The 24,621-nt window shown below is 54.2% G+C and carries 15 protein-coding genes; 4 read left to right on the top strand and 11 right to left on the bottom strand.

The genetic code is table 11. The features are described from left to right. Positions 1-166: 166 nt before the first annotated feature. The 9 genes from NTX59_08510 to NTX59_08470 all read right to left on the bottom strand — a co-directional run bounded on the left by NTX59_08510 (position 167) and on the right by NTX59_08470 (position 12,729). Positions 167-1,546, bottom strand: a complete 1,380-nt coding sequence (locus NTX59_08510; GenBank protein MCX5785719.1) for a murein L,D-transpeptidase catalytic domain family protein — start codon at positions 1,544-1,546, stop codon at positions 167-169. 571 nt (positions 1,547-2,117) lie between these two features. After that, positions 2,118-2,858 (bottom strand): phosphoribosylformylglycinamidine synthase subunit PurQ, encoded by a 741-nt coding sequence (locus NTX59_08505; protein ID MCX5785718.1) that lies wholly within the window; start codon positions 2,856-2,858, stop codon positions 2,118-2,120. Beyond that, positions 2,855-5,272 (bottom strand): phosphoribosylformylglycinamidine synthase subunit PurL, encoded by a 2,418-nt coding sequence (gene purL, locus NTX59_08500; GenBank protein MCX5785717.1) that lies wholly within the window; start codon positions 5,270-5,272, stop codon positions 2,855-2,857. Before purL ends, NTX59_08505 begins: the two co-directional genes overlap by 4 nt. A gap of 222 nt (positions 5,273-5,494) precedes the next feature. Then, positions 5,495-5,962, bottom strand: coding sequence for a phosphoribosylformylglycinamidine synthase subunit PurS (locus NTX59_08495; protein MCX5785716.1), 468 nt, complete (start codon positions 5,960-5,962; stop codon positions 5,495-5,497). Further along, positions 5,959-6,855, bottom strand: a complete 897-nt coding sequence (locus tag NTX59_08490; protein ID MCX5785715.1) for a phosphoribosylaminoimidazolesuccinocarboxamide synthase — start codon at positions 6,853-6,855, stop codon at positions 5,959-5,961. The genes NTX59_08495 and NTX59_08490 overlap by 4 nt, the downstream gene beginning before the upstream one ends. A gap of 51 nt (positions 6,856-6,906) precedes the next feature. After that, positions 6,907-8,439, bottom strand: coding sequence for a glutamine-hydrolyzing GMP synthase (guaA, locus tag NTX59_08485; GenBank protein MCX5785714.1), 1,533 nt, complete (start codon positions 8,437-8,439; stop codon positions 6,907-6,909). A gap of 90 nt (positions 8,440-8,529) precedes the next feature. Beyond that, a complete protein-coding gene (locus NTX59_08480) occupies positions 8,530-9,696 on the bottom strand; it encodes a GuaB3 family IMP dehydrogenase-related protein (protein ID MCX5785713.1) in 1,167 nt (388 codons plus the stop codon). Positions 9,697-9,778: 82 nt separating this feature from the next. Continuing rightward, positions 9,779-10,816 (bottom strand): glycosyltransferase, encoded by a 1,038-nt coding sequence (locus NTX59_08475; GenBank protein ID MCX5785712.1) that lies wholly within the window; start codon positions 10,814-10,816, stop codon positions 9,779-9,781. Between the two features lie 416 nt (positions 10,817-11,232). Beyond that, positions 11,233-12,729 (bottom strand): clostripain-related cysteine peptidase, encoded by a 1,497-nt coding sequence (locus NTX59_08470; GenBank protein ID MCX5785711.1) that lies wholly within the window; start codon positions 12,727-12,729, stop codon positions 11,233-11,235. A gap of 177 nt (positions 12,730-12,906) precedes the next feature. On the opposite strand from NTX59_08470, the gene NTX59_08465 reads away from it, so the two are divergent. From NTX59_08465 to NTX59_08450, 4 genes are all read left to right on the top strand, one after another. Further along, a complete protein-coding gene (locus NTX59_08465) occupies positions 12,907-13,872 on the top strand; it encodes a hypothetical protein (GenBank protein MCX5785710.1) in 966 nt (321 codons plus the stop codon). Between the two features lie 94 nt (positions 13,873-13,966). Continuing rightward, entirely contained in the window at positions 13,967-15,760 is a 1,794-nt protein-coding gene (locus NTX59_08460) for a carbon starvation protein A (GenBank protein MCX5785709.1), read from the top strand. Between the two features lie 130 nt (positions 15,761-15,890). Next, positions 15,891-16,760: a hypothetical protein gene (locus NTX59_08455; protein MCX5785708.1), complete on the top strand. Its 870-nt coding sequence runs from the start codon at positions 15,891-15,893 to the stop codon at positions 16,758-16,760. 69 nt (positions 16,761-16,829) lie between these two features. Then, entirely contained in the window at positions 16,830-18,392 is a 1,563-nt protein-coding gene (locus tag NTX59_08450; protein ID MCX5785707.1) for a GAF domain-containing sensor histidine kinase, read from the top strand. A gap of 94 nt (positions 18,393-18,486) precedes the next feature. On the opposite strand, the gene NTX59_08445 is transcribed toward NTX59_08450, so the two are convergent. Next, entirely contained in the window at positions 18,487-19,491 is a 1,005-nt protein-coding gene (locus NTX59_08445) for a PorV/PorQ family protein (GenBank protein MCX5785706.1), read from the bottom strand. Then, positions 19,446-24,182, bottom strand: coding sequence for a lectin like domain-containing protein (locus NTX59_08440; GenBank protein MCX5785705.1), 4,737 nt, complete (start codon positions 24,180-24,182; stop codon positions 19,446-19,448). Before NTX59_08440 ends, NTX59_08445 begins: the two co-directional genes overlap by 46 nt. Positions 24,183-24,621: the final 439 nt, after the last annotated feature.

Raw genomic sequence — 24,621 nt, 5'->3', positions numbered from 1 at the left:
CCCAACAGGATAAAAAAAGGGCTATCCCCCAATATAATGCGATAAGCAAATACGGGGGATAACCCGCCAATAGTATACAAGAACTTTATTTTACAGGCAAGAAAATAATGTGCGATTCAGGTAAAGGAAGCGGGATTTTTCCCGGAGGTAACCGCGCGATAACCGCTTATGCTTCCGCCAAATTCTTGTATTGCTCAAAATTGGCGCTGACGCTGACCAGATAGTTCTGGGTTTCCCTGAACGGGGGGATGCCGTGGTATTTTCTCACATTGCCCGGACCGGCGTTATAAGCCGCTATGGTGTTTATTAAGTCAGCCCTGGTGATATCGCCGGCGGAAAGACGCGAGAGATCTTTGTCGCCGAACTCGGCCCAAAGGTCTTTAATGTATTGGACGCCGTACTTGATGTTAACTTCCGGGTTCAGGAGTTGCCGCGTGTCTTTCAGCCCCATGCTCCGGGCTGTGGCCGGCATCACCTGCATAAGGCCAAGCGCGCCGGCGGGGCTGTGCGCCTTGGGGTTAAAGCCGGATTCCTGCTGGATAACGGCCAGCACCAGGGCCGGGTCCACGCCTTTTTCTTTGGATACCCTCAGAATAATGTCGAGATACGGAATAGAGTCGGGCAGGCTGCCCTTGTTATTCAACTGGGAAGGATCAAAATACTGCGCTTCCGGGTCTTTTTCGGCAGGCTGGCGCACCATGAAGGCCTGCTCGTCCGGCAATTGGGCGACGGATACTGATCGGGGCTCTTCGGCTTCGCCGGCAGCCGCCGGCTGGGGCTCGTAGGAAGCCACGACCGGCTGGGGAGCCGGCAAGTACCCCTCGTTCACGTCATCCGTGATTTCTTTGTCGGAGCTAAAGCGCTGGTGATACGCGTAAATTATCGAGCCGCCTTTAACCATGCCTATCAAGCGCCCCCGCTGCGACGGTTCAACCGCGGGACAACCCCAGCTTCTTCCAAGCGCGGCGACATAGTCCGCGCCGTGAACCACAATTGCCCGCTCGCGCGCATTGCTGTTGGTGGAACTCAGGCCATCCAGTCGCAGAGAATATCCGTGCTCTCCATCATAGGTTTCGGCTGTTTTGTAAAATCCCAGCGACGAGGCATGCGTACGGTCCTCGTTGGAAAAATAAGTGGCGTAGCCGGTGTGAGAGGGGTCGGACCCGCTGCCATGCGCGACCAAAAACCGCTCAACGGCTCCTGTGCGCATATTAATAAGGTAAAGTCTTTTCGCACTTGCGTGCTGAGTGAAGTCGATGACCGACAGGTAGTTCGGGTTCCCGATCCTGTTCCTGTTCGCTTTATAATACGACAGGGCGGTTTGCAGGGGTTTTGCAGGCACTATGTGGCGCGGATCTATGTAATCGAACTCAGCGCCGGTGTTGGTGTCTACAGGGCCCGACACCGCAGGGAACTGTGACGATATGGATTTAGAGGCGCCGAGCAGATCGTTTAAAGCTGAGTTCTGGGCCGCCGCCGCGCTGATAAAGCAGGTGGTTATAAGTGCCGCTGCCGCGTACCTGAACATTTGCCTTTCCATATTCATAGTGTAATGCCCGCATGGCCTATATTAAAGTGTCCAAAGTCCCACGCGTCAATAGGCCCTTTGGCCCAGTACCTATGGGGTTTAAGCTAGAGACCGCAACCGACGGGTGGGTTACTGTGATGTATAGTGAAAAGGGCGGGCCCCGCCCTTTTGGAGCAATCAACGGCGCGTGAGATTATAATAGGCGGGGTGATAAACCACAATTCCGATACCAAAAGGGCGGGGCGGGCAAATATCACCTTATATTTAAAGAAACGCCGGGGATATAGCCAGAGAAACGTGAGAATTGAAGGGGTGGCGGCGGGATTTATTTGCGGGGGTCTGGGGAGCGGGCCAGTCATAGGATTGCCCTTACGCCACGTAGGAAACCCTCCCGTGGTTTCCCTCCAATCAGAATTGGAGCCTCCCATCCGCTATGTGGCTCCAGAGCAAACCCATGCCTAGCCCTTAAAGGAATTTATTTAGGTAAAAGGAAAATTCCTAATTCCGGAAAACCCCCGCAAATCAATCCCACCGACAGGACCCCGACTATACATCTATGCAACTTATGGCCCAAAGTAGTAAACCGGCGTTACCTTACGTATTCTACGGCATTCTTAAAGAACTGATACCCTACGGCCAGGGCTTCTTTGGTTCTTTTTCGGTCCGGGTGCTGCCACGCGAAGAAATTGCGCTCCGGATGCGGCATCAGGCCGAAAACCGTCCCGCCAGCGGAACAGATACCGGCGATATCCGCCATGGAACCGTTCGGGTTATCCGGGTAGGTAAGCGCGTGCAGATCGTTTTTGAGTATGGCCGAGAGGGTTTTTGTGTCTTTCGTTATAAACTTCCCTTCACCGTGCGCTATAGGAAGCTCTATTTCAGAAGGCAGGCCTTTGGTGAAAATGCAGGGGCTTTTCGGGTTAACCCTCAATTTTATCCATTTCGCCAGAAAATGCCCGCAGTCGTTCGTGAAAAGCGTGGCAATACGCTTGCGGCCTTTATTTTGCGGCAAAAGGCCGGTTTTTACCATTATCTGAAACCCGTTGCAGATGCCTATAACGGGCCTTTTGTCCTTAATAAATTTATCAAGGTCCCCTGAAATTTTTTCAAGCTTTACCGCGAATATCTTGCCGGCTGAAATATCATCCCCGTAGGAGAACCCGCCGGGAAACGCCATAATATCATAGTCCAGAACGCTTTTTTTGCCTGAGAGAAAATCATTTATATGAGCAAGCTCCGCGCGCGCCCCCGCGCAGGAGAAAGCGTTGGCTGTTTCAACATCGCAGTTGGTGGCGGAACCGCGCAGAATGAGCGCTTTGGGTTTTTTCATAAAAGTTCTCTCTGCCAGCAGGCAAGCAAATCGGCGGTTTTTTCTTTTACAAGTTCCTTTCCGCGGGCGCTTATTATTGTCAGTTCGGCACGGTTATTGACATAACCCGCCTTTGCCACCAGCAGGCCCGTCACAATAGAGAGGAACTCTGACTCATACCCGCTGTCCACCTCAAGCAGCAGCCTTGAAGGCGCCTCGCCGAAAAGCAGTTCGGTTTCGGATATGCCGCTTTCGGCAAAACACATTTCGGGGCACAGATCGGCGCCGTAATTCCCCGCGAAAGCCATTTCAGCCGCCGCGGCCGCGAACCCGCCGTCCGAAATATCGTGCGCCGACATAATATATCCCGCGCGCATAGCCGAAAGCAGGGCCTTGTAAAGCCTGACGTTGTCTTTAATATCCAAACCGCTAAGCGCGTTATTGCCGGACGGGTACAATTCGTTGTAGATCGAGCCGCCCATGCCCTTGCAGGCCGCGCCGGCGAGGTAGATCGGATCGCCCGGTTTTTTAAGGTTCATGGTAAAAGACTTGCGTATGTCCTCCACCGGGGCCACGGCCGAGATCAAAAGCGTGAGCGGCACGGGGTACTGGCGGCCATCGGCAGCCGTTGACTGGTTGTAAAAACTGTCCTTGCCGGAAATGAACGGCGCGCCGTAACCCATGGCTGCGTCGTAACAGCCCTCGGCCGCCATCACAAGCCCCCCCATCACTTTGGGGTCTTTGGGAGAACCTGCGCAGAAATTATCAAGGAACGCCGTGCGGGTGATATCGGCGCCCACGCATAAAAGGTTGCGCACGGCTTCATCGGCCGCATAAACAGCCATCAGATACGGGTTTATGCGCCCGACCGCCGGGTTAATGCCGTGGGCAATGGCGAAACCTGAAAAATCCTTCATATCACCCGTGGCCGACTGCGGCCAGATAACGGCGGCATCGGAAGGCCCGTTCTGGCCGGGGCCTACGAACGGCTTTATAACGGTGCCGCCCTGCACTTCGTGGTCATACTGGCTTACAATGGCGCGGCGCGAGCATACATTGGGGTGGGAAAGAATGCTTTTAAGTATCTGATGATACGGCTTACTGTTTTGTTCAGGTGGCAGGTTACAGGTGGCAGGCGGCAGGAAAGCGGCGCTTTTTTCAAAATTGGGAACTCCGCCGTGCAGGAAGGAATTATCCAGCTCCACCACGCTTTCGTCGTTGAAATTGACCCTGAGTTTTTTGTCCCCGGTAAAGCGCCCCAGTACGCAGTAGCCGCAGTTTTCGCCGGCCAGTATTTCCACCAGTTTTTTGAGGTTTTTGGGCGGCACGGCAAGCACCATGCGCTCCTGCGATTCGGAAACCCATATTTCCCAGGGCTCTATGGCGGTGTCTTTAAGTTTCGCTTTTTCAAGATCGACCAACGCCCCGCACTCCGAGGCAAGCTCGCCTATGGCCGAAGAGAAACCGCCCGCGCCGCAGTCCGTTACCGCGCTGTAAAGGTTTTTATCCCTGGCTTTCAGTAAAGCGTCCAAAGCTTTTTTTTCGTTCAAAGCGTGGCCTATCTGCACGGCCGAGTTTGAGGTGTCCTCTTCAATATTGGCCGAGGAGAAAGTGGCGCCGTGTATGCCGTCCCGGCCGGTGCGGCCGCCTATCACCACTATCAGCTCTCCGGGGCTTACTTTTTTGTGTATTTTATCGCGCGCGATTATGCCGGCGCAGCCCACGAACACCAGCGGGTTAAGCATGTAGCCGTCGTCAAAAACCACGGCTCCGGCCGCCGTGGGAATGCCCATGCGGTTGCCGTAGTCGCGCACACCTTCCACCACGCCTTCAAATATGCGGCGCGCGCCAAGGGCGTTCCTGGGCAGTTTCATCTTCGAATCCAGCCTGCCGAAACAAAATATGTCGGTGTTAAGCACGGGCTTTGCGCCAAGGCCCACGCCCATTATATCGCGCACTACCCCGCCCACGCCTGTTTCGGCGCCGCCGTAGGGTTCCAGCGCGCAGGGGTGGTTATGGGTTTCCGCCTTGAAGGCAAGCGCCCACTTGCCGTTCGCGCCGAATTCAACCACGCCCGCGTTATCTTCGAACACCGACAGACACCATTTTTTATTAAGCTGCCGGGTGGCCTTGACGATGGTTTCCTTGAAAAGGTTTTTGTAGCGTTTGACTTTGCGGCCGGAACGGAATTTAACGGGGCCGGAAAAGGTTTTGTGTTTGCAGTGCTCGGACCAGGTCTGGGCTATGGTTTCAAGCTCGCCCCGGGTGGGTTTGCGCCTCAGCTTTTTAAAATATTTTTGGGCTGTTTCAAGCTCAAGCCGGTTAAGCGACCAGCCGTATTCTTTGTCAAGCGCGGCAAGCTGTTTACTATTGAGCGTTGTAAATTTTGATAAGAGTTTTTCCATAGGAATGAACTTTTGGGTTTTGGCACGCATAATAAACTCATCCACGGCATAAAGGCCGTGGCTTTGAATATCCGTAATAGGCGCTCTGGGCCTGTCGGCGGATTGGCCTGCGGGGGCCGGGTCGGCCAGCGCGGCCGCCCTTATCCTCGGCCTCCACTGACTGCAAGCCCAAGTCGGCCTGCGGAAACCCCCGCAAACCAACCCGCCGCCACCCGATCGCGGCTAATGAACCATAAAAAAATATTTAACCATTCACAGCAAATCCGAAGCCCCGACTTTTGTTACCGTACAGTAATTCACGGTTTCGTTCGCGAGGGTTTTGGCCACGGCGTGCCGGAGTTTAGTTGCGGAGGCCGCGCGCGCGTATAGGCTTTTGCCGAAACGCGCCATGGCGGGCTTGTCAAAGCCCATATCAGTCACGGCGGACCGCACGCTTTCCCCCACCACATCGGTTACGGAATCCTTCAGCCATATTTCAACGCTGTAAATATTGCGGCCGGTAAAGCGGCGCGGCGTAAATGACCATGACTCGGTTATGGTGTCGCACAAAAGTTCCCCGGCCAGTTTTTTTGCGGCGGCCTTTGAATAATTCCCGTCCAGGCGATACAGTTTCGAGAACCGCAGAAAATCGGTTTTAAACCCGGCGGCGGCCAGCTTTTTTATAAGCCCGGCCTGCTCATTTTTGGCGTATTTGTCTTTGGTAAATACTTCTATTATCATGCGGTTAGCCTTCTAAGGGCTTCCTGATATTTTTCAAGCGTGCCCTGCACAACTTCCGGCGGCAGATCGGGCGGCGGGGGTTGTTTGTCCCAGCCGGATTTTTTCTCAAGCCAGTCGCGCACAAATTGTTTGTCAAAACTTTCGGGGCTGGATCCGACCTTATACGCGGCTTTATCCCAGAACCGCGAAGAATCGGGGGTCAGGGCCTCGTCTATAAGTATTATCCCGCCGCCGGAGTCGGGATGACCCTCCAGCTCGCCGAATTCGAATTTTGTGTCGGCGAGTATTATCCCCCTGGGCTCCGCGTAGGTAGCGGCAAAATTATAAAGCTCCAGGCTTTTAGCTTTGATAACACGGGTTTTTTTTACGCCGAAAGCCGCGGCCATTTCCTCAAAGGTCACATTTTCGTCGTGGCCGTGGTCCGCCTTGGTCGTGGGGGTGAATATGGGTTCGGGCAGTTTTTGCGCTTCTTTTAAACCCGCGGGCAGCTTTATGCCGCAGACGGTCCCGGCTTTAAGGTATTCTTTCCAGCCGGAGCCCGTTATGTAGCCGCGCACGACGCACTCAAAATTCACCCGCTTGGTGCGGCGCACCAGCATTGCGCGCCCTTTCAGATATTCCCAATCCAATTCCTGCGCCTTGTGTCCCGTAACCTGCGACTTTATAGCTTCTATGTCGGAGGTGACAATATGGTTATTTATTATGTGTTTTGTGCGCTCGAACCAGAACAGGCTTATGCGGTTGAGCAGTTCGCCCTTTCCAGGCACGGGAGTGGGCAAAATATGATCAAAAGCCGATATCCTGTCCGACGCAACGATAAGCAGGTATTTATCCCCCACCGCGTAAACATCCCGCACTTTGCCTTTGTGAAGAAGTTTTATTTCGTTTTTCATAAATTAGATAAAAAAGGTAGCGTCTACCTTTTTATACCCTTCAGTCTTTCCCTACTCCCACTCAATGGTCGCCGGGGGCTTTGAGGTTATGTCGTAAACCACGCGGTTCACGCCGCGCACTTCGCTTATCACCCTGGACGAGATCTTCTGCAGCAACTCGTGCGGCATTTTTGACCAGTCGGCAGTCATCCCGTCCACCGATTCCACGCAGCGCAGCGCCAGCACATTTTCATACGAGCGCTCGTCACCCATCACGCCCACTGTTTTTATGGGCAGCAGCACGCAGAAAGCCTGCCAGATCTTGCCATACCAACCGGCACCCCAAATTTCATCCCTCATTATTCTGTCGGCCTCCCGCAGAATCTCAAGACGCTCAGGCGTAACCGCGCCAAGCACCCGGATGGCCAACCCCGGCCCCGGGAAAGGGTGCTGCATCAAAACGGCCTCGGGTATTTTCAAGCCCCGCCCAAGCGCCCGCACTTCGTCTTTAAAGAAATAGCGAAGCGGCTCTATCAGCTTCAGATCCATTTTCTCAGGCAGGCCGCCCACATTGTGATGGCTCTTGATAACCGCCGAGGGCCCCTTTACGGAAACCGATTCTATCACGTCCGGATAAAGCGTGCCCTGCACCAGAAAGCGGGCGTTCTTTATTTTTTTGGCCTCTTTTTCAAAAATTTCTATAAAGGCATGCCCTATTATCTTGCGCTTTTTCTCCGGGTCGGCCACACCCGCAAGGCGCGACAGGAATAATTTCGACGAATCCGCTATTTTAAGGTTGAAGCCGAATTTGCGCGCGAATATATCCTTCATACGCTCTCTGTCGCCATGGCGCAAAAGCCCGGTGTCCACGAAAATGCAGTGCAGCCTTTTTCCCACGGCCCGGTGAACCATCACCGCGGCCACTGAGGAATCCACCCCGCCTGAAAGCGCGCAGATAACTTCGGCACCGGCGGTATCCTTTTTTATATCCGCCAGAGCGCCGTCTAAAAATGAGACCGGCGACCATTTATGGACGCAGCCGCATATATTTTTTGCGAAATTGGCCAGTATTTTTGAGCCGTGCTCGGTATGGTGAACCTCGGGGTGGAACTGAACGGCGTAAAGATCCCTGCCGGGGTTTTCCATGGCGCCGGCGGTGATTTCTTTCGTGCCGGCCTTAAGCGCGAAGCCGGGCGGAAGTTTTTTAACTTCGTCTCCGTGGCTGAGCCACACTTTAAATTCAGCAGGCAACCCCGCCAGGAGCATTGAGCCGGACTTAATTTTCAGCCGGCCAAGGCCGTATTCCCGCTTTTTGGCTTTAAGAACTTTGCCGCCGAGTTCGCAGGCCATCAGCTGCATGCCGTAACAGATGCCAAGCACCGGTACCCCCAGGTTGAAGATGGCGGGGTCGGGCTTGGGGGCTTTTTTATCGTAAACGCTGGACGGCCCGCCGGAAAGGATAAGGCCTTTAGGCGCGCGCCCGAGTATTTCCTCCACGCTTGTATGGAAGGGGAGTATTTCGCAATATACCCCGATACTGCGCAGGCGGCGCGCGATAAGCTGAGTGTACTGGCTGCCGAAGTCGAGAATTAATATTTGTTCCATAGTTCAACATCAGGGAATAGCGGCTGGCGGCTGGCGGTGAGGGCACATAAGGAACTCCTTCCCTAACCCCTATCCGCTATGCGCTCGCCCCTATTTTTGCTTCCCCATTCCTACCGCCTGGGAGCGCTGGAGAAGTTTTCCCTCGCTTTTTATGGAGGGCGCTATTATTATCTGCGAAAGCTGCATTTCGCGGATATTATGGCAGCCCAAAGCCCCCATGGAGGTTTTTAAAGCGCCGACCAGATTCTGGCTGCCGTCATCCACACGCGCCGGGCCAAAAAGTATTTCCTCAATGGAACCGGTAATGCCGACACGCACGCGGGTGCCCCGCGGAAGGTTCGCGTGAGGGGTGGCCATGCCCCAGTGAAAACCCTTGCCGGGCGCTTCGGTCGCCTTGGCGAACGGCGAGCCTATCATCACGGCGTCGGCGCCGGCGGCTATGGATTTGCATACATCGCCGCCCGTGTGCATGCCGCCGTCGGTTATTATGGGCACATATTTTCCGGTTTTTTTGTAGTAAAAGTCGCGGGCGGCCGCGCAATCGACGGTGGAAGTGACCTGCGGCACGCCGATGCCCAAAACGCCTCTGGTGGTGCAGGCCGCGCCGGGCCCCACGCCCACAAGCAGGCCGGCGGCCCCGGTCTCTATAAGCTCAAGCGCCACGCGGTAGGTTACGCAGTTGCCCAAAAGCACCGGGATCCTCATGTCTTTTACGAATTTATGTATATCCAGCGTTTTTTGCTTTGTGGATTCATACTTTATGGTGAGCACGGTGGCCTGAACCGCGAAGATGTCCGCGCCGGCTTCGCGCGCTATGGGGCCGAACTCGGCGGCATTCTGGGGGATGGAGGAAACGGCGCAGGGGATCTTCGCTTTTTTCATTTCCTCAACGCGCCTGGCTATAAGTTTTTTGTTTACCGGCGCTTTGTAGAGCTTCTGGAAAACTTCGGTGGACTTGGCCGGATCGCAGTTCACTATTTCATTTACGGCTTCCTCGGGATTCTCGTAGCGGGTATTGAGGCCGTCAAGGTTAAGCACAGCAAGCCCCCCCAGCCTGTTCATGGCCACGGCAAATCCCGTGTTTACCACTCCGTCCATGGCCGAGGCCAGGAACGGAATTTTAAATTTAATGTCAGCTATGTTAAACGAAGTATCGGTGTCGTCGGGGTCAACGGCTATGTTGCCCGGAACCAGCGCCACCTCGTCGTAACCGTAGGTCTGCCTTGCTTCTCTGTTCCTGCCTATAAAATAAGACATTGAGCCTCCGTATAATAAGTTTTGATGCGGGACGTGTAAAGAGCAGTTAATTGAATAAAGAAATTCTAACAAATTAGAGAGCCTAAATGAATTTTCCGAGGAAGGACGAACAGAAGCGGTCAAGAGAGGCTTTTTCAAGAACGGTTTTCCTGGCCTTCCGCCTTAGGCGGAAGAGCCCGGCGGGAGTAAGGGCGATTATTTTTTTAATGCCGGCCTCAAGGTTGCGGGCGGAGAGGGTGTTATACATAAAACCGTTCGCTCCCTCCTTTATATAGCGCGCCATGTAGCGTGTGCGGCGGGCCAGCACGGGTACGCCGCAGGCCATAGCGATAAAAATTATGGAATTGCCTGCCGCCTCGTTTATGTAGCCGTTTTCTATCGGCAAAACCACAAGTTTTGAGCCCAAAAGCGCCTCTTTAAGGTTGTGCAGATTTTTCGCCAGCAGAAAAACTTCGCATATACCCTTAAATTTCCCCGGCAGGGCGATTTTAGCGTCTGAAAAAATTTTAACGGGAAGGCCGGTTTTTTTCGCCGCACCGGCCAAAGCCGAAAAATCCCTGCCGGCTGAGCCGGCTGAAAAAACATAATTCCCGGGCTGAACTTTTTCCGGACGGTAATATGCGCAATCCACGGCATAATTCCGTTTAAAAAGCTTCAGCTCGTCAAAGCCCAGCGGGCGCCAAAGCACGGTGTCATCCGATTCAAGTATGGACGCGCCGTTAAAGCCAGCGAATAATTTGAACCTGCGCGCGGCGTCGGCCGTGAAATTCTGGCCCGGCATGGGAATAAGATGGTTGGCGAGAAAAAATTTTTTTCCCGCTTTAAGTTCGCGCACCAGCTTTATAAAAGGCAGGGCGCAGCGTTTGCGTTTGGGAAAATCCAGGATGACCAGGCGGCTGTAGTCCTTTCGGAGTTCCCCCTCAAAGGTCCGCGCGCCGCTGTATTTTATCCTGCGCCCCCCGGGGACCGGCAGTTTTTTTATAAAAGTGTAGGGGAAGTCAAAATCGTGCAGAATATCAAGTTTGGCCCCGCCGCGGCGCCGCAGGGCCCTTATGAAAGCCTGCTCAAAATGCAGGTTCTCCGGGCACTCCGCGAAATTGACCAGCAGTATTCTTTCCATGGAATTACATCCTAGATTTTACAATACTTGCGTAGGTGCCGTATCAGGCACAGTGTGCCTCAGACGGCCAATACTAACCTATGGTTGTGCCGTATCTGACCCATGGGCGTGCCGCATGAGCGCTATACGCAACAAAGCGGCCAAGGGCTATGCCCATCAGACGGCCTTGCGTAGGAGGGGAAACCGCAATGCGGTGTCCCTTAAGCAGTTGGGAAGGGGTCGTTACCAAAGGACGGTGTGCCTCAGACGGCAAATACTTGAGTGTACCAGCGCTGAAGAACTGAAGAGCTGAAGTTTTCCACTTTCGTTCGCTTCAGAGCTTCAGTTCTGGTTTTAAGCCGACCAATAAACCGGGATAAAAAAATTCCCCGGATTTATAATCCGGGGAATTTTCCCGTCTGGAACGTAACCGGCAATCAACGATTGGCTGGCGAAACGTCCGATGCTTTGATATTTACTTCCTTCGCTACAGCAGGATTGCCCGGCACTCCGTACAGGTAGGTTACGAAGTCATGCCACTTGGCCGCCTTGTCAAACTCAAAATCAGCGTACTTGCCCTCAAATATTCCCTCAAGTTTCTCCTGCGGTATCCTGACCTCGGCGGGCGGCAGGTATATGGAAATCCCGTGGCTGTCGGCCAGATCGCGGCCCAGGCGGTCCTTGCCGGAAGCCTTGGAATCAATTATCAACTGATTGTCAATAAAAGCCTGCAGTTCGGCGGCTTTTTGCTTCAGGACCGCGGCTTTTGTGGGACCTTCGGTTCCTTTAAGATTGGCGGCAAGCAGCCCCGCGTAATTATACAGGTCGCCGTAAAAAGAGATGGTTTTTTGCGGATCGGAATCCTTCCCTACCATGTCATAGCGCATAACGCCGGCCCGGGCGGCCTTAAGAGCGTCCACATCGTTCGCGTCCTTAGCAAGCACCGCGAATTCCGCGACCTTAACCCCGAAGTCGGCAAGTTTGGCGGAACGTATGGCGGAGAGCTGCGCGCCCATAGGAGGTTTTCCGGCAGAGGCGAAGTTCGTGTTTACCGCGTCATAGAACATTTTGAAAGCCTCGACCGTGGTGGCTCCCAGAGTTTCCGCGTCTATGCCCGGATTCTTCGCAAGGTAGCCCAGAAAAATGCTGTACGGATAGCCAAGTCCAGGCACGACCTCCTCCGAACCCACTATAACATCGGTCTTGTCTTTCACTTCAAAAGCCACTTCGGCCATCTGCATCAGGCAGGCGTCATAAGCCAGCACATCCACCTTGCCTGCGTCTTTAAGGATCTGGCCTATCTGCTTTGTCCTTATATAATTGTCGGTTTCATCATCAAAGGATATTCCTTTGCTGTTGGTTTTCTTTTTTGTCGTCTGCTGCGGGTCCAGCCAGCCTGAGCCGTGGTCCCAGAGGATAAGCATGTACTTCTGCGCCGGGTAATTTTTCTTGGCCCAGTTGACAAAATCCACCGCCCGCTTGTAATCGCCCATATCGGCCTTGGGGTCCTGCTGCACAATGGGGGAGGTGATCTTGTTTTCATCCGTGTCTTTCTTTATAAAGAAGCGCTTTGAGCCGGTCCAGTCCCCGTCCAGGTGGGTGTCGCCGGCGGTCTGACCGTTCATCCGGCCAAGTTCCGCCACTATGTTAATATCGTTCGTGGAGCCCACTTTCTCCATTTGATTGACATTGTAAAGTCCGGCAATTTCAAGGTTGTTCTTGCCGTTAAGGAAAACCATGACGGTCCATTTCTTTACCGCTTTAACCGCGGGCGCTTTTACATGCGCGGCCTTGGCGGCCGTGGGCGGAGGCACATTGGAGTTATCCAGAATGTAGGCGGCGCCGCCGAAATCAAGGCCGACGGCACGCGAGATCCCGGACAGGCCGAGACAGAAACTTAAGAGAGCCGCACCGGCTATTATTTTACGCGTCATAAAATCCTCCTAAAAAACCTGAGCGTTTATAGTATAGCAGACACCCTCCGCAAGTCAAGACCCTAAAGTCCCGGAGCCTGAGGGCCAAAAGACCCGGGTGCGCCGGGACCTAGGGCCTTTGTCAAAAAAACCGTTTTTGTGCATAATATATTAAGGAAGAAACTACGGAGGACACAAATGATGAACAGCGCTTATTTTGCCGGTATCCTTTTACTCGCGGCCAACACGGCATTCGCCGGAGATCTGTCTTCAATCACCCTTAATGATATAAATGAACAGACACTGAAAACGGAAATACCAATTCCCGCCGCCCCCGCGCCGGACGCAAAATATAACCAGCAGAACATGGCCCTCGCCAAAATAAAACTCAACGAGGCGCAGCCCGACATGAACTACACTTTGGTGGCAAAGCTGAAAAGAGGCCTGGATATTGACGCGGTGATCACAGAACTGAAAGAGGCGGGATTCAAAGCCAGGGCCTGCGCGGACGGGGGCAATTATTATTTCGTGATGGTGGACGCTTCAGGAATAGACGCCGCCGACGCGGCCATAGGGCTCGCCAAATACTACTATGTGACCGAGGTGCAGGTGGGGCAGAAAGTTTACAGTTCTCTTTTCGGCTCCAGATCGAGGCCGGCCTTCGCCGTAAAGATCGGAACCATAAAGGGCGGAATGAATTTGAGCCCCGTGGACATTACCATCAACAAGCTGGCATGGACCATAACGGGCGCGATAAATCACAGCCCGGTCGACATAAAAATAAACCATGACGATAAAACCATCACCGGCGGAGCGAACCACAGCCCCGTGGACCTTAAATTTACCTGGAGCCAGGAGGAAGTCACGGTGGAAGGCGGCGCGAATCAAAGCCCCGTTAACTATACCGTAAACTGGAAAAACGGCCTGCTTGAAGGCTATTCGAACCATAGCCCGCTTCGCGTTGAATTTGCCATGAACGAGGGGATAGCGGACGAGACCATAGTAAAACTGACCGGCTATGCCAACCACGCCCCGGTTGATCTGACCTTCAATAAGGTAAACGGCCATCTGGGCGGCGCCATGGATGGCTCACCCATGGATATAACGCTTGTCAACTGCGACCTTTACGACTTTCTGCAATATTTCTTCCTGTTCGTGCAGTAAGGAAGTGAGGCGGCGTTTTCTAAAAGCCCTTCCCGTTAAAAGCGGGCGGGGCTTTTTATTTGCGGAGAGCTTTCCAATTATCTAAAATTTTCAAATGAACGCTCTTACATTGCTTATCATAGCCCTGCTTGTTTACGCCCTGGCTTACCGTTTTTATGCCGCCTTCATAATAGCGAAAGTCCTGGCCTTTGACCCCGACAGACGCACTCCGGCCCATGCGCTTGAAAACGGCTACGATTACAAACCCACCAACCGCTGGGTGCTTTTCGGCCACCACTTCGCCGCCATAGCCGGCGCCGGCCCCCTTGTGGGCCCGGTGCTGGCCGCGCAGTTCGGATACCTGCCTGGTTTTTTATGGATCCTGATCGGCAGCGTGCTGGCCGGCGGCGTGCACGACATGGTGATATTGTTCGCCTCGGTGCGCTACGACGGGCTTTCTATTACGGAAATAGCCGGGCGCGAAACGGGCAAAACCGCCGGCTGGGCCACGACAGCCGCCGTCCTGTTCATAATAATAACCGCTTTGGCCGGGCTCTCCATGGTGGTGGTAAACGCTCTGGCGGAAAGTTCCTGGGGAACATTTTCTATTGCCATGACCATCCCTATAGCTGTTTTTGTGGGATGGTACATGAACAAGGCCCGGCCGGGAAAAATAACCGAGGCCTCGATCATCGGCGTAACGCTGGTAGTGGGGGTTATAATACTTGGCGAACCGCTTTCGCGTTCCGGCTGGGCGCATTATTTCCTTTATTCCAAAACAAACCTTTCAATCATACTTGCCGTTTACGGCATGCTGGCCTCCATTCTGCCGGTCTGGCTGCTGCTGGCGCCCCGCGATTACCTGAGCTCCTACATGAAAATAGGCACCATAGCCTTGCTGGCGCTTGGCATTTTATGGGTGCGGCCCGACATTGCCTCGCCGGCATTTACCAGCTTCATTCACGGCGGCGGCCCCATAATACCGGGGAAAGTCTGGCCCTATGTCTGCATTACCATCGCCTGCGGCGCTATTTCGGGCTTTCACAGTCTTATAAGTTCCGGCACCACGCCAAAGATGATAGCAAGCGAACGCGACCTGCGGCTTATAGGCTACGGCGCCATGATCACCGAAGGCTTTGTTTCCATAATGGCCCTGATAGCGGCCACGGTGCTTCTGCCTGGCGACTACTTCGCAATAAATCTTTCGCCTGCCGTTTTTCAGAAACTGGGGCTTAGCGTTTCACGTCTGCCTGAAATGGCGCTGGCCGTAGGCGAGCACCTGGAGGGACGGGCGGGCGGCGCGGTATCGCTCGCGGTGGGAATGGCGCAGATCTTCGCCGCGATGCCGGGCATGAAACACCTGCTTTCCTATTGGTATCACTTTGCCATCATGTTCGAAGCGCTTTTTATACTGACCACCATAGACGCGGGCACCAGGGTGGCGCGCTATATCACACAGGAAGTATTTGGAAAAGTTTATAAGCCCTTCGCTAAAACCGACTGGTGGCCGGGGGTTTTTCTTGCGAGTTTTCTGGTCTGCGCTGCCTGGGGCGGTATGCTGCTTGCCGGCAATATCAGCACGATCTGGCCGATGTTCGGGGTAGCCAACCAGCTGTTATCGGCAATAGCGCTGGCCATAGGCACAACTTTCATACTTAAAAGGACTAAAGCCGTACATGCGTTAGTGACCTTTATACCGTTTCTTTTCATGCTGGCCACAACGGTCACCGCGGGTATAATGAACATAACAGGCAACTATCTTCCCCGCCACGACCTGCAGGGCTGGCTGAACGTGGCTCTTACGGTGATCATGCTGGCGCTGGCCGCCGTAATAACGGTCGAATCGGCGAAAAGCTGGCTGGCCGTTTTACGACAGGGGGCAGCGCATAGGGTGGAGGGGCAGAAATAAAAAACTTGATCACTGAATTGTGCTTCGCACCCCTTCCCTAAACCGCCAGCCGCTCGCCTCTATCCCCTTATCCTGTTGACACGCGTAAAAATAACGGACGGCGGGGCTCAATAATATATAATATGAAAACATGAGAAAGTCCTTGAAGCCGTTACCGGCACTGGCGGTCCTTTTATTGCTTGCGTGCGCTCCGCTTCGCGGCGCCTGGTGGGCGGAGAATGAGTACTCCTTTGGCTCGAACGGTTTTGCCAAAGACGCTTTCTCTGTTTTTACCAACATCTCAACCCGAACCGTGATCGCGCCGGGCGCCTCTTTCTATGAGGACGGCGGGACATACCGGGACAAAGTGTATTCTTTGCGGCTGCCTGTCTTGTATTCAGGCGCTCATTATTTTCTGTCTTTTAAGCCCTTTCTGTATCCCGCGGGCCGCATAAGATCAAGCGCGCACGGGGCGCAATTTTCCGTTCTGACCTCTCTGAACGACAACTCAAATCCAAGCTACCTGCACCTCACCCTTTCAGGAGCGACGGCCGAACAAAAAACCGGCCAAAACACCGGCGGAACAATAATAAACAAAACATTCAGCCAGAGCGCCTTTGGCGCGCAGATGGAAAAGGCTCTGGAGAACCAGTTTTTCTTTTCGGTCTCAGCCGCGGGTTTCACCAAACCCTCCGGGGCGAAAAACTCAAATTTAATAAACCCGGCCCTGGACCAGTCGGAATTGTTCTACCTGGGAACCTTTAGAACGATCAACGCGCTGCCCGAGTGGACGCTGACACTCCAATTCGCGCGCAACATGGCGCCTGATTTTAATAGTTATCTTTACGCGGGATTTAGTAGAATATCTTTCAGGCAGGAGGATCCGGCTAATTCGGCTGTTTTCGGGCTCAAAATGCGGCTGAATGAAAAATCCTCGCTTGATTTGGCGTATAACTTGTATAAGCAAAACCCCGGGGCCTGCAAGGATTATTATAAGCTGTTGGTTCAGGTGTTTTTTTAAACCCGAATTTCCCGGACCAAAGGGGCGGGGCTTGCGGCGTTGTCAGCGATTCGGATAACCGGAAACGATATGATACTGCAATCTCAGGAAAGCCTTGAAATGCTGGTGATGGTTTCACGGCTGCTGTCCTCTAAACTGGAGATATCGGAACTGCTGAACACCATAATGCGCCTGGCCTCGCGCGTGGTAGGGGCGGAGCGCGCCTCGCTTTACCTGCTGGATGAAAAAAACAAAGAGCTTTATTTTGACGTGGCTCTCGGCCTGCCGGAAGACGTGCAGAAAATGCGCTTCAAACTTGACGAGGGGATAGCGGGCTCCTGCGCCAAAGAAGCGCGCTCGATAATAATTAACGACGTAGTTAACGACCCGCGTCATTCAAAAAAAGCCGACGCTAAAAGCGGGTATACCACCCGGTCGCTTTTAACCTGCCCCATGATCATCAAGGGCAAGGTTATAGGGGTGGTGCAGGCCATAAACAAGACGGACGGGGATTTTTCCGAAACCGACAAGAATAATTTTGAAGCCTTCGCCTCACAGGCCGCCATCGCCATAGAAAACTCGCGGCTTTTTTCCTCCGTGAAAGAGGAAAAGCGCAAGATGGAGATAGTTTTTAAAAAGATAAAAGAAGGCGCCATACTGACCGACACCGCCGGAGAAATAACGATACTCAACAATTCCGCCAAACTCTATCTTGAACACGATAAATACCAGTTCAATAATATAAAAACGGCCTTTCAGGATTTTTCCATAAAACCCGGCCTTGAAACCATTCTGATATGCGACCAACCGGTGTCCCGCTTTGAGGCCTTCAGGGAAAAACCGAAAAAATTCTATCTGGAAGGCGCGGCCATGAAGCTTTTCAAGGAAAACAAGGACGGAGTTTCACTGCATGAAGGCTGGCTCTGGATACTCTCGGATATAACCGCCCAGCGCCTTGAAGAGTGTATGGCAAGGAATTTCCTGTCGCTTATCTCGCACAAATTCAAAACGCCCCTGGCCTCGATAAACGGCTATGCCCAGATACTCAGCGAAGAGGCGCAGGCCAAAAATCTGCCGGACATGATAAAAAAATCTTCAGGCACAATATTTGCGCAGGGCCGGAAACTGAACGCCCTTGTGGAAAATCTGCTTGATTTTGTGACCATAGAGAGTCTGGATGAAACGGCCCTGAACAAAACAAGTTTCGACATCCTTAAACTTATAGAAGAAACGACGGACATGCTGAAAAACCGCTTCAGGGATGTTGAGGGCATCACCTTTCAGATATCGGTTACGGAACCGGTGATTCTGAACGCCGACAGGAACCTGACGAAAAGCGCTCTTAAATGTCTTATGGAAAACGCCGTCAGATTCAACCCGGCCAAAGAAAAAATGGTTCTCATCTCCGCCCAGAGCAGGAACGGCCACGTCCTGTTGTCGGTAGGAGACAACGGTCCGGGCATCCCCGGCGAAGAACTGGACAACATTTTCAATAAATTCTACCAGGTAGAGGCCTCATTCACCGGCCAGGTTGAAGGCTGGGGGCTTGGGCTTGCGTTCGTTAAAAAAATGGCGGAGCTGCATAAGGGCCGCGTTGTTGTGAAGTCGCAGCTGCAAAAAGGCTCCGCTTTTACCATACTCCTGCCGCTGTAATACAATACTGCCGTAGGCCATAAGCCATACGTCGTAGGCAATTAGGCATAAAAAATGTCCCGTCGTTTTTACGGCGGGACATTTTTTATTCAAGTCAATCGCCGCCGAAGTTAAAGTTCAATGATATTCTATGCGCGCTGCCAAGCGAACCGAACGGAATAAAAGCGTAATCCAGCGCCAGGTTGCGGAACATAATCCCAAGGCCCGCAGATACTCCGGCCATACCGTCAATATCTCCCGGCGTTCTGGTATTATACCCGAGCCGCCCCGCAAAAGAAACAGCGGAATAACGGAAAAGATATTCGGCGCCCGCGCCGGCATAAAGCCCGTTATCCCGCGGAAAATTCACGTCAAGGCCGAGAATGAGCTTGTCCGAAAAAGAAAATGCGCCGCCCAGTTTAAAATTCAAAGGCAGCGGATCGGCCCTTTGCCCGTATTTCAAGCCGCCTCCGGCGTTCTGAACGACGAATGCCAGCCGCAGTTTATCGTTTATTAATCCCGGGCTTAAAATGCCGGCGTCGGCGGCTAACGCGGAGGCGCTCCCCGCAAGCCGGGACCTGATATATTTGGCGGCCGCGCCTATTCCAAAACCGCCGATCTTCCGGCTATAGGCTGCGGAGACGGCAAGCTGGACCGGGGTCATATTATTCCCGGTTTCAAAGCCGCCGGAGTCCGTTTCAGGTATGCGGCCGGCGGACAAATACTGAATGCCCAAAGCGACAGTTCCGATATTCTTCAGGGACTGCGCGTAGCCCAGATAGTCATAAGTCAGCGCGCCGAACAAGCCGGCGTGCGTAAAAGTCCCGGAAACGCCTCTCAGAGCGCTTAGCGCGCCGGGATTCCAGTAAACAGCCCCCGCGTCGGCGCAGACCGCCGAATAAGCCTCCCCCATTCCCGCGGCCCTGGCGCCTGCTCCCAATTTCAAAAATTGCGCGGCGGATGTCCCTTTGTCACCGCCGCCGAACGCGGCAAAAGCAGGCTGCGCCCGGCAGAGCGCGGCAAAGGCCGCCAGAAAAACAAGGGAACAGCGGAAATTGCTGAATTTACGCATCTTCATTTTTCCACTACCAGTTTCAAGATCTTCTTTTCGCCTTTCCATTCTATCAGCGCCAGATATATGTCGCTGGCGGCCGGCCTGCCGGCTTTATTCTTTCCGTCCCAGACGGCGAGCCCTGAGGCGTCAGCGTCCGTTTCATGCAGCAATTCGCCGAGATAAGTGTAAACTTTCACGCTCGCGCCGGAAGGCAGATGCCTGAACGTGAACTGAGCCCACGGGTCTCTGACCGGCCTTAAGGGATTCGGGCCCACGGTTATCTCCGACATGCTCGCCGCCGCAAGCGAGTGCATAAGCTGGAACAGTGAAAAATGGCCCGTTCTTGCCGTTACTGTTTTTGCGCTCTTATCCCTTGCTGAAGGAAGCGGGACCCAGACGGAACGGCTTTCATTATAATCAGCGATGACCAGCGTGTCTTCATCGGCTCCCGCAAGATTTATGCCGTGGTAATCTATGGTAACGGTCACGTCCTTTAACGGCTGAAGCTTTTGCGTTGAAGGGTTTTGCGCGGACACATCCACCAGCACCCTGTTTAAAAACCCCTCAAGCCCGCCGTTGTCCGGCGGAACCGCGGCGGGCCGTTTTAATAGAACAGTGGCGGTTTCATTAAACGTATCCGGTAAAATATTCAGCGATATTTGATCATAAACAAGCGTAGAGGCGCCGCCGGACCGGATAACCGCCATTGTGTTCGGAATAAACGCGGTAACCGTTGAATCATACTCGGCGGGAATGCCGTCGCCGTTAACCGCTCTGACCCTCGCATAGACCGTTGTTTCCCGCGCCAGGCCGGTCAATACGGCGCTGGTCAGGCTGACGGCCAATGAAGTCGTTGAACCGCCGGCGGTCCAATATTCCGCCTCGAATGAAGTTCCCGGCGGATTGCCGTTGGCCGACCATTGCACCACGGCCGAACTGCCCCAGACCGTAAAAAACCCGGAACCGGCCGGCGGCGCGGCCAGCGTGTAAAGGGTAACGGCCGTTGAGGTGGAAGCCCCCGATATATTGGACACCACCGCTTTGCGGGTATACGCGGTGTTAGTTGAAAGCTGGGTTTCAACCCAGAACACATCGCCCGCCTCAAGGTCTCCCGACAAATTATCGCCCGCGGAGTTCACGATCCTGTATATCGCTTCGGCGGCGGCGGCGTTCCAGGTCCATTTGATGGAAGACACATCCGGCTCCGTCCCGGACAACACTATGGTTCCCGGGGAAGACGGAGGCGTGCGGACAATTAATTTTGAATCGAAATCCGTGTATATCCCGGTTTTATTCACAGCGCGGACCTTGAAGTAATATGTGGTTTGCGGAAACAAACCGTCAACAAGACAATCGCTTGCGTACAAAATAGTCTTCACCGGCGCCGTGAATTCCGGGTCAATAGCCCGCCACAGCTCATATTTTGTGCCCGGTTCCGGATTCCCGTTGGACAGCCAGTCCAGACTCGCCGACATTGAAGTTATGGCTATCGCCGCCGTCTGCGACGGCGCATTCGCCAGCGTCACGATCGCGCCCAGATCCGCGAAAAGCCCGGCGCCGCTATAACCAAGCGCCCGGACACGCGCATAGTAGGTGGTATCAGGCGTAAGGCCGGTAAAGCCTGAGGTTAAGATATATGTCAGCGAAGAGCCGGAAACGGAGTTAAACCCCTCGGCAGCGGATAGTTCCGCTTTGTACAGCGTATCAGCCGGATTATAACCGGCCGCGGCGGTGCCCGACGACCAGTTCACGGTAATGCTGCTCACGCAGACCTGCGTAAATACGGACCCGGTGGGAAAATCCGGCATAACCGCTGCAGTGGCCGTTGAGTCCAATATGGCGAAATCCGTGCTTAAGCCGCCATTGTTTATTGCCTGCGCGCGGGCATAATATGTCGTGTTCGGCGTTAATCCGGTAAAGCCGGCGTTAAGCTCGTAAGTCAGCGACGTTCCGAATACGAGGCCGGATTCCGCAGCCGTCGACACTTCCACTTTGTAAAGAGTGCCCGCCGGATTATAGCCGGATATGGCGGTTCCCGACGACCAGTTGACCGTCATACTGCTGGCATAGACTTGCGTGTATGCCGCGCCCGCGGGCCGGCCGGGCATGGCGGCGGGCAGCAATGTTGAGCCCAATACTGCGAAATCCGTGCCTGAGCCGCCTTTGTTTATTGCCCGCACGCGGGTATAATATGCCGTGTTAGGCGTTAATCCGGTAAAGCCGGCATTCAAATTACAGGTCTGCGAAGAACTAAGCACCGGACTAAAATCCTGGACGGTGGACACTTCCACTTCGTAAAGCGCCTCCGCCGAATTATAGCCGGCCGCGGCGGTTCCCGACGACCAGTTTACCGTCATGCTGCTTGAGCAGACCCCGGTGTATATTTTTTCCCCGGGCAGATCCGGCATAAACGCGAAGGTGGCCGAGGAGATCCTGTTGCCGGCATAGTCCCATTCGGTCTCGGTGGAAAGCCTGACTTTAAAAAAATACTGTGTCGCCCCAAGGAGGCCGGTAAAGGCCGACGAATTTCCGCTTTGCGGGCCTGAAGAAACGATATTCGTGAAATCAGCGTCCGAGGACAGCGCGACGGCGTAATCCGCTCCCGGCATTGCGGTCCACGTTACGGTCAGACTGGAGAAATTAACCTGCGTGAACGCGGGATTTAACGGGGTATTATCCACCCGCTGGCCGTTGGAATTCGTCGCAGCCGACCATAAGCCGGCCCCGTTTTCCGCCTTTACCGTGAAATAATAGATCTGGTTTTTGGCAAGGTTCAAGCCGGTTTTGGTAACCGAAGTATTCATTCCGTTATCTGCCCAGCCCCCGCTTACGTCCGTCCCGCCCGCGGCGGCGCCTATCGCATACCAGTATCCGGCTATGCCGGACTGCCCGTCGGAACTGGGAGTCCAGTTGGCCGACAGCCGGGTGCCGGAAGTAGTGTAGACGATGTCTTCCCCAAGGCCATCGTTCACGGTTTCAATAGTTGAAGGGGCGGTATTATCTACCGTCTGGCCGTCGGAATTTGCCGCGTCCGACTGCAGGCCGGCCCAGTTTTCCGCCCTGACCGTGAAATAATATATCTGCCCGTCGGTCAGGGACAGGCCGGTCTTTGTGGCCGAGGTGCTGGCGCCGTTATCCGTCCAACCCGCGACATTCGTATCTCCGGCCGTGGTTCCGATGGCGTACCAGTAGCGGCGTATGCCGCTTTCAGCGTCGCTGGACGCGGTCCAGTTGGCCGACAGCTGGGAGAGCGAGTTCGCATAGGTTATATCCGCGGAAAGACCGTCGCGCACCGTTGTTATAGCGGCCGGCGGCGTCGCGTCCTCAATGACGGAAGTGAAAGCCTTCACATTGGCGTTGGTGTTCGGGTATTTTGCTGTAATATCGCTCCAGGTGGAGCCGGCGGAACTGCGATAGCTTTGGCCGGCGCCGGCGGCGGCGGCGCTTGAATAGCCCGTTATGGGCTTCTCGATCGGTATCGGATAGTTATAGCCGGGGGTCGTCATCTTTATGACTACCGTAAATTTCTGCCCGTTGGCGAGCGGCACCTTGGCGGCAAGCGGGACGCTATGGTAGCCGGCGTAGGCGAAGGAACCGGACTGGCTGTCCGCCAGCGTGCCGGAACGCGGGTTGCCGGCGGCGGGCATGTCCCGGTAAACATATATTTCGTAGCTGGAGTTTACCGCCAGGGTATAGAAACTGACCGCGTCCACCTGCGTATAGTCCTCGGCGGCCGTAAAGACATTGGCGAACCAGCCCGTGCTTGACCCATATCCGATAGCTGAAGTCTGGCCAAGCGGATCGTACTGGTAAACCCTGTAATAGGCGCCGGCGGCTTCGGGGTCGGCATAAACAGTGTTGTCTATTATATTCGTGTCGTAATACGAAATGTAAAAATAGCCGTTGTCACCCCAGCTGAGGCCCCAGGAATTCTTTATAATAAACGCGCCGTTGCCGGCCGGCGCCGTGTTAAACCTGTTCCTGTCGAAATTATCATCCCAGCCGACTATGGCGACGGCATGGTTTGTGCCGGAAATGCCGTTGAAATAGTATGAATTGTAGGAGGCATTGTAATAAGCATCGTCCCAGTATATTGAAGTCTGTACCGCGCCATAATTGGTAAGAGCCCACTTGATATTGTCGTTATCGGCGGCGCCGCCCCTGTCCGGGAGGAACAGTATCTCCTGAACGTGTTTCTGCGCGTTCGCCGACGGGTAGGCCGGAGTTTTTCTGCTCAAGTCATTATCGTCGTAGGGGTCGGCCGCCTCCGTCCACGGGCCGCTCCAGCGCGACAGATACGCCGTGGCCAGGTCGCGGTTCCCCCCATCGCAGGGACCCCAGTTAAAACCGGCGCTATCCTTCAGGTTGTTCTCGGAGAAGTCCCAGAATTCACCGGTAAGCAGGCGTGATTCCAGCGAGCCCATAGCGGCAAAAGCCCAGCAGGAACCGCAGTTCCCCTGGTCTTTAACGGACGAGACCTTTCCAAGGGCGCGCAGGTCATAAGAGGCGGCGTAGCCGGAGCCGGCGCTTTCAATACCTGAAGAAAGGGCCCGCGGGTGAGCCCCTTTCATGTGGGAGAAATCGAAAGGCGAGGGCAAGCCTCCAAGCGCCCTGCCCGGCGCCGGGGCGGACACAGCTTTGGTTTTAGCGGGAACGGCGAAATAAGCTTCAAACGCCGGATTCAGAGGCGCCGTGGAGATCTGCGGCTCCTGGGCGGAAAGTCCTGAGGGCGCGACAAGAGGGATGGCGGCAAACACGGACAACCCGAATCCTGCAATCAGGATTCGCCCGAAGGGCAGCTCTTTTGCCCTATGATTCAACAACTTATTGGGCAAAAGGGCTGGGTTGCCCCGCCCTTTTACGCTCGCAGGTAGGTTTTGAGCGCATTTTTTTGCGCGCTCCGTACCGAGTGCACATTCGCCTTGCTTGCCATCGGAAAAGGGCGGAGGCACCCCTTCCGGGGGAATTGAGCCACAGGTGGCAACCACATTGTGGTTTCCCCTACCCTTTGGGGCGCAAGTTGCAGTCAACTGCAACTTGCGGGCTAAAAAGAAAGCCCGCGCGAGCGGGCGCGCGGGCTTTGCTGGAAAAGCCGGTCCGAAAGAATAGGTCTTCATTAAAATTTGAGGGACCCCTTCGTTATGATAAAATTATTTTAATTGAAAAAGAAGTTTACGACGGAGAGTTCCCTATGTT

It is taken from the genome of Elusimicrobiota bacterium, assembly GCA_026388155.1.
Lineage (GTDB): Bacteria > Elusimicrobiota > Elusimicrobia > Elusimicrobiales > UBA9959 > UBA9634.
This window is presented reverse-complemented; position numbering and strand designations above follow the sequence as displayed.

What these genes read in the sequence shown, in the direction of transcription:
- NTX59_08510 (MCX5785719.1), bottom strand. Translation starts at nt 1,546, where the DNA reads ATGAATATGGAAAGGCAAATGTTCAGGTACGCGGCAGCGGCACTTATA.
- NTX59_08505 (MCX5785718.1), bottom strand. Translation starts at nt 2,858, where the DNA reads ATGAAAAAACCCAAAGCGCTCATTCTGCGCGGTTCCGCCACCAACTGC.
- purL (MCX5785717.1), bottom strand. Translation starts at nt 5,272, where the DNA reads ATGCGTGCCAAAACCCAAAAGTTCATTCCTATGGAAAAACTCTTATCA.
- NTX59_08495 (MCX5785716.1), bottom strand. Translation starts at nt 5,962, where the DNA reads ATGATAATAGAAGTATTTACCAAAGACAAATACGCCAAAAATGAGCAG.
- NTX59_08490 (MCX5785715.1), bottom strand. Translation starts at nt 6,855, where the DNA reads ATGAAAAACGAAATAAAACTTCTTCACAAAGGCAAAGTGCGGGATGTT.
- guaA (MCX5785714.1), bottom strand. Translation starts at nt 8,439, where the DNA reads ATGGAACAAATATTAATTCTCGACTTCGGCAGCCAGTACACTCAGCTT.
- NTX59_08480 (MCX5785713.1), bottom strand. Translation starts at nt 9,696, where the DNA reads ATGTCTTATTTTATAGGCAGGAACAGAGAAGCAAGGCAGACCTACGGT.
- NTX59_08475 (MCX5785712.1), bottom strand. Translation starts at nt 10,816, where the DNA reads ATGGAAAGAATACTGCTGGTCAATTTCGCGGAGTGCCCGGAGAACCTG.
- NTX59_08470 (MCX5785711.1), bottom strand. Translation starts at nt 12,729, where the DNA reads ATGACGCGTAAAATAATAGCCGGTGCGGCTCTCTTAAGTTTCTGTCTC.
- NTX59_08465 (MCX5785710.1), top strand. Translation starts at nt 12,907, where the DNA reads ATGATGAACAGCGCTTATTTTGCCGGTATCCTTTTACTCGCGGCCAAC.
- NTX59_08460 (MCX5785709.1), top strand. Translation starts at nt 13,967, where the DNA reads ATGAACGCTCTTACATTGCTTATCATAGCCCTGCTTGTTTACGCCCTG.
- NTX59_08455 (MCX5785708.1), top strand. Translation starts at nt 15,891, where the DNA reads ATGAGAAAGTCCTTGAAGCCGTTACCGGCACTGGCGGTCCTTTTATTG.
- NTX59_08450 (MCX5785707.1), top strand. Translation starts at nt 16,830, where the DNA reads ATGATACTGCAATCTCAGGAAAGCCTTGAAATGCTGGTGATGGTTTCA.
- NTX59_08445 (MCX5785706.1), bottom strand. Translation starts at nt 19,491, where the DNA reads ATGGAAAGGCGAAAAGAAGATCTTGAAACTGGTAGTGGAAAAATGAAG.